We start from the raw sequence: 9929 nt of genomic DNA on the forward strand, positions 1-9929 counted from the left end.
CGACGGCTTTCCACTTACCGGAAAGCCGCCGCCTCGCTATATTTCTACCATCATCGGGGGAGGGGCTAGGGGCAGAGACAGCCTAGGAACGGGGCGCGAGCGCCTCCAGCACCTGCTGCTGGACCGCCGCCGTATTACTTGCCACCAGGGATACCGGATGCACGCCGGAGACCGAAACGCCCGCGTGCTCGGGCAGGTCACCCTCCAAGGTGGAGGCGACGCCGCCAGCCTCACGGATCAGCGGCAGTAGCGCCGCCACCTCGTAGAACGACAGGGACGGATCCACGAGGGTATCCACGGCACCCTCAGCGAGCATACACGCCGCCCAGAACGAACCGTACGCACGGGAACGACCCACTGAGCCTAGAAGCTGTACAAGCTCGCCAGAGCGGTCCACAGCGCCTTCAGAGGCTACCTTCCAGGAAGCGAGGTCGGTGTACGCGGCAGACAGCTGATCCAGCTGAGTCAGCGAAGACACCTCAAGACGAGTAGCCTGCGCCAAGGACTTACCCGTGTACGCGCCCGAACCGCGAGCAGCCCACCAGCGGCGACCCAGCGCGGGCGCAGACACCACACCCACCACCGGCTCACCCTGATCCAGCAGAGCAATCAGAGTCGCCCACACCGGCACGCCGCGGCGAAAATTATCCAGCTCAGCAATCGGCGCAATGACCCACTGGCGCGACGCCTGACCGTTATAGCCGGCATGCTCACCGGCAATACCGTCACGAGTACGCACACGCGACAGTTGCGCACGCAGAAGCTCCTCAACCTCCTGAGCCACGCCCGAGGCGTAATCGGCAGGCTCCTGCTCCTGTACCTGCGGCTCCGCGGGCTGCTGAGTAGCCTGCTGCCACGGCGCCAACGGTGCCGCAACGGGTGCCGCCTCAGTGGGCTCTAGCGCCTCGGATGTGGGGGAGAAGACCGGGCGGTCACGAAAACGCATGGCGCTCACACGATCGACGCTATCGGCAAGAATATGCGCAAGACGCAAATCGTCGGTGTACTGCTGGGGACGGCTCATAGTAATGCTCTTCTTCAGTATCGGTGATGTAGTCAGCAAAAATGTGCGTGCGGGAGAGGACAGAGAACCCTAGACGAGAGCGCCCAGTTCCTTCTCTGAATCGCCCTCTTCAGGAGTCAACAGCAGCAGCTTACGTAGCGACTCCAGGCGGGCGGGACCGCTCTCACCGGCGTGACCGGCGGCAACGTATGCCTCCAGACCGCACTCGGGAGCCTGCGCCGCGTGAGTACATGCCTTCGGGCAATCCGCCGCGCCGGGCGCCAGATCCACGAAAGCCTCCACCACGGTCTCCGGGGGCACATGCGCCAGGCCGAACGAACGAATACCCGGAGTATCAATAATCCAGGTGCCCGGCTCCATCGGCTCCCCATTCGCATTCACCGGACGCAACGCCAACGCCGACGAGGACGTGTGGCGGCCACGGCCCGTCACCGCGTTCACATGACCGGTCGCACGCTCAGAGCCGGTCAGCGCGTTCACCAGGGTCGACTTACCCACACCCGAATGGCCCAGAAGCACCGACACCTGACCCAGCAGCTCCTGCAGAAGCTCCTGAACCGGCGCAGACTCCAGGCCCTTCGCGCCCTCCTGGCTCGGCGCCAAACCATCCGAAGACGAAGACAGCACAATCTTCAAACCGCTCGCCGCATAGTAATCCAGCAGGTTCTGCGGGTAACGCACATCGGTCTTGGTGATGCACAGAATTGGCTCAATACCGGCATCAAACGCAGCCACCACGGCACGGTCAATGAAGCCGGTACGCGGCTCCGGGTTCGCCGCAGCAACCACAATCACCAGCTGCTGAGCATTCGCCACGACCACGCGCTCCGACGGGTCGGTGTCATCGGCGCTACGGCGCAGAACGGAGGTACGCTCGCCCAGACGCACAATGCGCGCCAGGGTATCCTTCGCGCCCGAGGTGTCACCCACCAGATCCACAAAGTCGCCGGTTACAATCGCGGTGCGGCGCAGCTCCTTAGCGCGCGCCGCAATGAGGGTACGCTCCTTCTCGGTACCCTCATCAACGACGACCGACCAGCGGCCGCGGTCCACCGTAATGACCCTGCCACGAATCGCTTCTTTGAAGGTCGGGCGGTCCTTCGTGCGGGGGCGGGAGCCCTTCTTGTTCGGGCGCACGCGCACATCCGACTCATCCCATTCGGAGAAATCGCGCACGTTCATGCGGGAAGAACCCATTTAGATGACCTCCTGGTCAGCGGTAGCATCAGCGGTGGAGACGCCGGTCTGCCACTGCGCCAGCATGTCCTCCCACATTGCGGTAAATTCGGGCATGGTCTTAGCGACGGTGGCTACGTTCTGCACCACCACATTGGGGCGGCGCAGACCAATAATCGCCGCGAAGGTTGCCATGCGGTGATCGTCGTAGGTGCGCGCCAGAACCTGCTCAGCCTCAGTGGCAGCGGGGATGGGCGCCTCAATCACCAGCGAATCTGCGGTGTCGTGGGCACTGCCTCCCAGACGGTTAATCTCAGCGGCGAGCGCTGCGAGGCGGTCCGTCTCATGACCGCGCAGATGCGCAATGCCGGTCAGCTCAACGCGGCCCTTCACAAAGGCGCAGGCGGCCGCCATGGTCGGTGCCAGCTCACCGCCGGCAGACAGATCAAAGGAGAAATCACCCTCGGGAAGCTCACGGGGGCCGGTCACGGTCAGACGGCCCTCAGCGTAGCGAACCTGCGCACCCAGCGCGGGCAGAAGCTCACGCCACATATCGCCCACCTGGGTCGTACCCGCCGAAGAATCAGCCGCGGGGGCGGGCCAGTGAGGAATAGTCACCGACTCGCCGGTGACCACGGCGGCGGCAAGGAACGGGCCGGCATTCGACAGGTCCGGCTCAATGGTCATCTCAAAGCCGGGGAAGGAACCGGGGTGAACCGTCCAGCGGTACTCGCCGCCCTCTGCTTTGTCGCCTTGGTTCGGGTAGTGCTCCTGCACCCGGATACCCATCTGGCGCAGCGCCTCCACGGTCATCTGAATGTGCGGGATGGACGGCACCGAAGAGCCCTCGTGCACCAGCACCATGCCCTGCGGCAGGCGAGGCGCCATCAGCAGTAGAGCCGAAACGAACTGGGACGACGTCGAAGCATCAATACGCACCACGGGCGCCTCAGAGACACCCTCCGCGCTCGCCAGACCGGGGGAGCGTAGCACGAAGGGCAGAGCGTTCTCGCCCTGCTCACAATCCACCTGCACACCCAGCTGACGCAGACCCTCCAGAACCGGACCCATCGGACGCTGACGAGCGTGCGGGTCACCGTCAAAAGCGAACTCACCCGGCAGTAGCGCCGCCAGAGCGGGTACAAAACGCATCACGGTACCGGCAAGACCACACTCAATCGACACGGTACGCGACTGAGCGGAATCGGACTGCGCCTGAGCGGAATGCGCTTCCACAAAGCTCAGGGGAGTAACCTTCACATCCGGACCGAACGGCGAATCGGTCGGCACCAGCTCAATACCCGCACCCAGCTGACGCAACGCCTCAATCATGAGCGCCGAATCGCGCGAATGTAGCGGCGCACGCAAATACGAGGGGGAATCAGCCAGAGCGGCAAGCAACAGATAACGGTTCGTGAGCGACTTAGAACCCGGAATATGCACCAGCGCGTTCTTGCCAGCGGCTTCGCTGGAGGCGGGTGCCAGGGGAGCGGACCAATCACCGGGGGAAAGCTGCACTGCTGCGTCGCTCATACATCCTCTTCTGGTTCAAATCATGGGGAGGGCACAGACTCAGAGACGCTGCGCCGGTTGACGTCTACCCCTATTCTACCGGTTGAGGGTTTGCGAGCCGCTGAGGGCTCCAGCGGTGAGATAGGCAGCGCGAACCAGGCAATGCGAACTAGGCAGCGCGAACCAAACAATACGCGTAAAGGCGGTGCACCGTTATTGGTGCACCGCCTTCACTCATCGTCAGATGTCTATACCCCCAGCGGGGTAAGAGCCTGAGGCAGCTTAGAGGTTAGCCTCGGCGCAGAACTTCTGCACATCCTGCAGCAGACGCGCCTTCAGCTGCTCGGGCGCCTGCTGAGCGCACGAAGAACGCATCTTCTCACGAATCATCAGCTCAAAGTCCTTCACATCCGCGCACTCGGGGCAGGCATCCAGATGCGTCTGAACCGTGCGCAGCTGCTCGGGGCTCAGCTCCCTATCGAGGAATTCGTAGAGGCGCTTGAGAGTCGCCGAGCAGGGCTGGCCGCCGCAATCCTCCAGCGGCTCAGAAGCCGCGGAGGCTTCGGGGACAGAAGAATTCTTGTCTGTGGTTGACATCGGGGTTCCTTTCACACGGAAGGTATAAAGCGTTAGGGGAGTCTAGCCCCAACCTCATGGGGGGGGGGCTAGCTCACGTGTAGAAGAGCGAATCTAAGAATCTGCAGGCGCCTCGGAGCCAGAGCCCGCCGGCGGGGACTTTACGCCCTTGGCCGCCTTAGTGCCCTTAGCGCCCTTGGTAGCCTTTGCAGGTTGCGCCTTAGCGCTCGCCTTCGCGGCTGCTTTCGCCTCAGCCTTCGCTTCTACCTTTGCGATCGTTGACGGGCGCAGACCGTTCTCACGCGCATAATCGAGCAGCTTCTCACGCAGAATACGGCGGCCACGATGCAAGCGAGACATCACCGTGCCCAGAGGGATATCCAGAATCTCCGCAATATCCTTGTACGCGAACCCCTCCACATCGGAGTAGTACACCACCATGCGGAAATCCTCAGACAGCTCATTCAGAGCCTCACGAACCTCCGTATTCGGCAGGGCACTCAGCGCCTCCGCCTCAGCAGAACGCAGACCCACCGCATCATGCTCACCCGCCTGAGCCAGTTGCCAATCCTCCACCGTCTCACCCTGAGACTGCTGCGGCTCACGCTGACGCTTACGGTACAAATTGATGTACGTATTCGTCAGGATGCGGTACAGCCATGCCTTCAGGTTCGTACCCTCGGTGAACTGGTGGTACGAAGCAAAAGCCTTCATGTAGGTTTCCTGCACCAAGTCTTCAGCATCGGCAGAGTTGCGGCTCATCCGCAGGGCAGCAGCGTAGAGCTGATCCACATACTGCATAGCGTCCGCGGTAAAGCGTTCGCGTAGCTCGCGGGTATCCGCCGCGGTGTTGGTTTCAGCCATGTTTCTCCTCTACAGGAACGCGCCAGGCGTTCACTTCCATAACGTAGAATTCTTCTCTTTATTCCGCAGAATGCGCACAAACATCTGCGGGTAAAGCAAAACCCCGGGTCCGAATAATATCCGAAACGCCGGGGTTTTAAAGTGTATGCAAGATACCTTATGCGTTGGGGCGCTTACCGTGGTTTGCGCCGCCCTTACGACGGTCCTTGCGCTTACGACCGCGCTTGCTCATCAGAGCCTCCTTATAGTGTTCATGGATGCACGCCCCACCTTCGCGGTGCGTGCCCCCTATTACCTGCCCTAGCAGAGGCGGTCACCGAAAACCGGTGCTCCACGCTATAAGGGCAACGCCGTCTATTTTTTCATAGAAACGGCATGATTGCATCTTGGAACCGGGATATGAGCTAAAAAACACGAACTTTCTTCGCATCAGCTCACAATCCCAGCGGGGGGATCGGGCTCTTAGCCGTGCTCAGGAATGTTCAGCCAGTTGTACCAGCCGCGGTGCAGAACCAGCCATGCCATCAGACCGTAACCGGACTGACCCGGGCGACCGTCATTAGCGGCAAGATCGTTGCGCCACTGCTCGTGGTGGAGTAGCGGGTTGAACGTATCCACGTACACGTGGTTACGGCGGGTCACCACATCCGCGTATGCCGCCGACAGGTCAGCGATACGGCGGTTACGCTCAGCGTCCAGGGTCGGCGGCGGACCAACAACCAGAACCTTAATGTTGTTCTGCGACGCCATGTCCACAATGTTCGCCAGGTTCAAACGCGAACGAGCGCTGGTCAGACCCAAATCAATGTCAAAGGTCGACGGAGCAATAATGAGGCGGTTATCAGCACCGGGAACGAAGCGGCGGCGCGCCTCCTCGAACCAGCGTGCATTCAGCTGCTCGCTACCTTCATTGGGGGCGGCAAGGTTATATGCCGCAATGGATGCGGTGGTCTGCGGGGTGCGCGCCATAACACGGCCAAACCAGCCGAGGGTACGGGGATCGCCAACACCGGCGAGCAGGTCATCGCCGACTGCCACAATTCGAATATTGCGTTGCTCCACGGAATTCTTTCTTCTGCAGTATGCGCCCGCCGTGAGAGGCGGCAAGGCACGTGAGTAATAGTCTTTATATCTAGGATAAGCGCTTACCGGCCTCTTTTCGAACTTAATACCCTATCCGGTAAGTATCCGAGACTAAAAAACCCGTCTGCCCGCCAGAAATATCTGACGGGAAGACGGGTTTTGAAGAGCTAAATCATGAGCCGATCAGCTGTAGAAGACCTTAGCCTTCGAAGACCTGCTTGAGCAGAGCCTCAGCCTCAGCTGCGTGCAGCTTACCGGTACCGGCAGCCGGGGAAGCAGCTGCGGAGCGGGAAGCAAGACGCACGCGGCGGTCCAGTAGCGGCAGCAGGTTCACAGCCATGAACGGCCACTGACCCTGGTTAGCAGGCTCGTCCTGAGCCCACACAACGTCGGTAGCGTTCGAGTACAGAGCCAGCTGCTCCTTGATCTCCTGCTCGGGCAGCGGGTACAGCTGCTCCACCGAGACAATAGCGGTCTTGGTGTCGCCGCGGCGCTCGCGCTCAGCTTCCAGATCGTAGTAGAGACGACCGGATACGAAGACCACACGCTCAACCTGAGCCGGGTTAATACCCGAACGGTCACCAATCACCGGCTGGAACGAACCCTCGGTGAAGTCCTCGATGGAGGACGCAGCAGCCTTCAGACGCAGCAGCTGCTTGGGGCTGATCACCACGAGCGGCTTGTACGGACGGTGCTGAGAGTGGCGACGCAGCAGGTGGAAGTGCGAAGCCGGAGTCGAGGGGCAAGCAACAGTCATGTTGTTCTCAGCGCACAGCTGCAGGTAACGCTCAACACGAGCCGAGGAGTGGTCAGGACCCTGACCCTCGTAGCCGTGAGGAAGCAGCATAACCAGCGAGGAGCGCTGGCCCCACTTCTGCTCGGAGGAAGACACGAACTCATCAATGATGGTCTGAGCGCCGTTTGCGAAGTCACCGAACTGAGCCTCCCACACCACGAGCGAGTCGGGGCGCTCCACCGAGTAGCCGTACTCGAAGCCGAGAACGCCGTACTCAGAGAGGAAGGAGTTGTAGATACGGAACTTGCCCTGGTCCTCAGAGAGGTGCTCCAGCGGCGACCACTCTTCATCAGTGATGTGGTCGTGCAGAACAGCGTGACGCTGAACGAAGGTACCGCGCTGAACATCCTGACCGCTCATACGAACGTCGGTGCCCTCCATCAGCAGCGAACCGAAGGCGAGCAGTTCACCCATACCCCAGTTTACGTTGCCGGTGCGGCCCATCTCAACGCGCTGCTCCATGAGCTTCTTCAGCTTCTTGTGGACGGTGAAGCCCTCGGGAGCCTTACCGAACGCGTCAGCGATGTGCTGCAGAGTCTCACGGGAGATCGCAGTCTTACCGCCGTGAACGACCTCGGTGTTCTGCTGAGCAGCAGGCAGTTCCAGACCGGAAACGTGCGCGCCAGCAGGAGCCGGTGCAGAAGACTGAGTCTCGACGAAGATAGCGTCCAGCTTCGAGTGGTAGGAGTCCAGAACTTCGTCTGCCTCTTCCTGAGAGACATCGCCACGACCGACCAGGTCCTGTGCGTACAGGGTACGGGTCGAGGGCAGGACGTCAATATCCTGGTACATCTTCGGCTGGGTCATCGACGGATCGTCAGCCTCGTTGTGACCGCGGCGGCGGTAGCAAATCAGGTCAATGACAACGTCGCGACCGAAGCGCTCACGGTACTCGAATGCCAGGCGTGCGGCGCGAACCACTGCGTCCGGGTCATCAGCGTTGACGTGGAAGACCGGAGCCTTAGTCATACGCGCAATGTCGGTAGCGTGGGTTGCGGTGCGGCCGTCGTTCGGCAGGGTGGTGAAGCCAATCTGGTTGTTCACCACAACGTGCACGGTGCCGCCGGTGGTGTACGCCTTCAGGTCAGCCATCTGCAGGGTCTCCATGACGATACCCTGGCCAGCGAACGCTGCGTCACCGTGAATCAGGATCGGCAGGACCGGGTGGCCCTCAACGCCCTGCTCGCGGTAGACGTCCTGCTTAGCGCGGACGATACCCTCGAGCACGGTGTTTGCAGCCTCAAGGTGCGAGGGGTTAGCAGCCACGTACACCTGGGTCTGCTTACCGGAATCGGAGGTGAAGACGCCCTCGGTACCGAGGTGGTACTTCACGTCACCGGAGCCACCCTCGTAAGGTGCTGCGGTGCCGGAGAATTCACGGAAAATTTGAGCGTAGGACTTACCAGCAATGTTGGTCAGCACGTTCAGGCGACCGCGGTGTGCCATACCAATGGCAACGCCCTTCAGGTCGTTGTTAGCGGCCTTGTCCAGAACAGCATCCAGCAGCGGAATCAGGGACTCGCCGCCCTCCAGGGAGAAGCGCTTCTGACCCAGGTACTTGGTCTGCAGGAAGTTCTCGAATGCCTCAGCCTCAACCAGCTTGGAGAGAACGCGCAACTGCTCCTCGCGGGTGGGCTTAGCAACGCCGCGCTCCAGGCGCTCCTGGAACCATGCGCGAACCTCGGGGTCCTCAGAGTACATGTACTCAACGGACAGGGAGCCGGAGTATGCCTCGTGCAGGCGCTCCAGGATGGTGCGCAGCGGCAGACGCTCGGAACCGCCGAAGCCACCGGTCGGGTAGACGCGGTCCAGATCCCACAGAGTCAGGCCGTAGTTCTCCAGCTTCAGGTCCGGGTGCGAACGCATCTTGTAACCAACGGGGTTGGTTGCTGCGGTCAGGTGGCCGTGCACGCGGTACGCGTGAATCAGCTGCTGGATACGTGCAACCTTGGAAATCTCGTGAGCATCATCGACGTGGTTGTCGCGTGCCCAACGAACCGGCTCGAAGGGAACCTTCAGGTCGCGGAAGATTGCGTCGTAGAAGTCGTCGCCGCCGAGCAGGTAGTGCTCAACCAGCTTCAGGAACTCACCGGAACCTGCACCCTGAATGACGCGGTGGTCGTAGGTGCTGGTCAGGGTGATGATCTTGGACAGGCCCTGCTGGGTGATGAGCTTCTCGGACAGGCCGCGGAACTCAGCCGGGTACTCCAGCGCACCCACACCGATGATGGCTGCCTGGCCCTTGGAGAGACGGGGCACCGAGTGGACGGTACCAATACCACCGGGGTTGGTCAGCGAAACAGTGGTGCCGCGGAAGTCCTCAATGGTCAGCGCGCCGTTACGGCCACGCTTAACGATGTCGTTGTATGCATCCCAGAACTCGCGGAAGCTCAGCTTCTCAGCACCCTTGAGGTTCGGAACGACCAGGTTACGGGAACCATCGGGGCGGGGCAGGTCAATAGCCAGACCAAAGTTCACGTGCGCGTTGTGGATCGCAACGGGCTTGCCCTTCTCATCCACACCGTAGGTCACGTTCATCGAAGGCATCGCTGCCACAGCGCGAATTACTGCGTAACCAATCAGGTGGGTGAAGGAGACCTTGCCGCCGCGGGTGCTTGCCAGGTACTTGTTGATGGCAGCACGGTTCTCAATGAGCAACTTTGCGGGGACCGCACGAACGGTGGTTGCGGTGGGGACAGTCAGCGACTCTTCCATGGTCGTGACGACTGCCTTAGCAGGGCCGCGGAGGGGGACAATCTTGTCTTCAGCAGGTTCCACAGGTTCAGCCTTCTTGGTAGCAGCGGGAGGGGTGGGGTTAGCAGGCGCAGCCGCAGGCTTCGGTGCCGCGGGGGCGGGAGTTGCTACAGGTGCGGCAGGTGCAGCCGGTGCGGCGGGTGC

Annotated in this window: 8 protein-coding genes; all 8 read right to left on the minus strand. The window is 61.3% G+C overall.

Annotated features, from left to right (window positions below):
• Positions 1-82: 82 nt before the first annotated feature.
• Positions 83-1024: an inositol monophosphatase family protein gene (locus HMPREF2712_RS05695; RefSeq protein WP_049352600.1), complete on the minus strand. Its 942-nt coding sequence runs from the start codon at positions 1022-1024 to the stop codon at positions 83-85.
• A 69-nt stretch (positions 1025-1093) separates the two neighbouring features.
• Entirely contained in the window at positions 1094-2221 is a 1128-nt protein-coding gene (rsgA, locus tag HMPREF2712_RS05700) for a ribosome small subunit-dependent GTPase A (RefSeq protein WP_049352597.1), read from the minus strand.
• The gene (aroA, locus tag HMPREF2712_RS05705) at positions 2222-3733 is read right to left on the minus strand and encodes a 3-phosphoshikimate 1-carboxyvinyltransferase (protein WP_049352595.1); all 1512 of its coding nucleotides are present in this window, start codon (positions 3731-3733) and stop codon (positions 2222-2224) included.
• A 261-nt stretch (positions 3734-3994) separates the two neighbouring features.
• Positions 3995-4309, minus strand: coding sequence for a mycothiol system anti-sigma-R factor (gene rsrA / locus HMPREF2712_RS05710; RefSeq protein ID WP_049352592.1), 315 nt, complete (start codon positions 4307-4309; stop codon positions 3995-3997).
• Between the two features lie 93 nt (positions 4310-4402).
• Positions 4403-5152 carry a sigma-70 family RNA polymerase sigma factor gene (locus HMPREF2712_RS05715; RefSeq protein WP_049352589.1) on the minus strand — a complete coding sequence of 250 codons (750 nt, stop codon included), beginning with the start codon at positions 5150-5152 and terminating at the stop codon, positions 4403-4405.
• A gap of 157 nt (positions 5153-5309) precedes the next feature.
• Positions 5310-5384, minus strand: coding sequence for a 50S ribosomal protein bL37 (locus HMPREF2712_RS09255; protein WP_095343185.1), 75 nt, complete (start codon positions 5382-5384; stop codon positions 5310-5312).
• A gap of 230 nt (positions 5385-5614) precedes the next feature.
• A complete protein-coding gene (locus tag HMPREF2712_RS05720; RefSeq protein WP_005505446.1) occupies positions 5615-6214 on the minus strand; it encodes a GDSL-type esterase/lipase family protein in 600 nt (199 codons plus the stop codon).
• Positions 6215-6434: 220 nt separating this feature from the next.
• On the minus strand, positions 6435-9929 hold a 3495-nt coding region (locus HMPREF2712_RS05725), incomplete at its 5' end, for a multifunctional oxoglutarate decarboxylase/oxoglutarate dehydrogenase thiamine pyrophosphate-binding subunit/dihydrolipoyllysine-residue succinyltransferase subunit (RefSeq protein WP_246828678.1).

It is taken from the genome of Rothia sp. HMSC064F07, from assembly GCF_001837265.1.
In the GTDB taxonomy this organism is placed as follows: Bacteria; Actinomycetota; Actinomycetes; order Actinomycetales; family Micrococcaceae; genus Rothia; species Rothia mucilaginosa.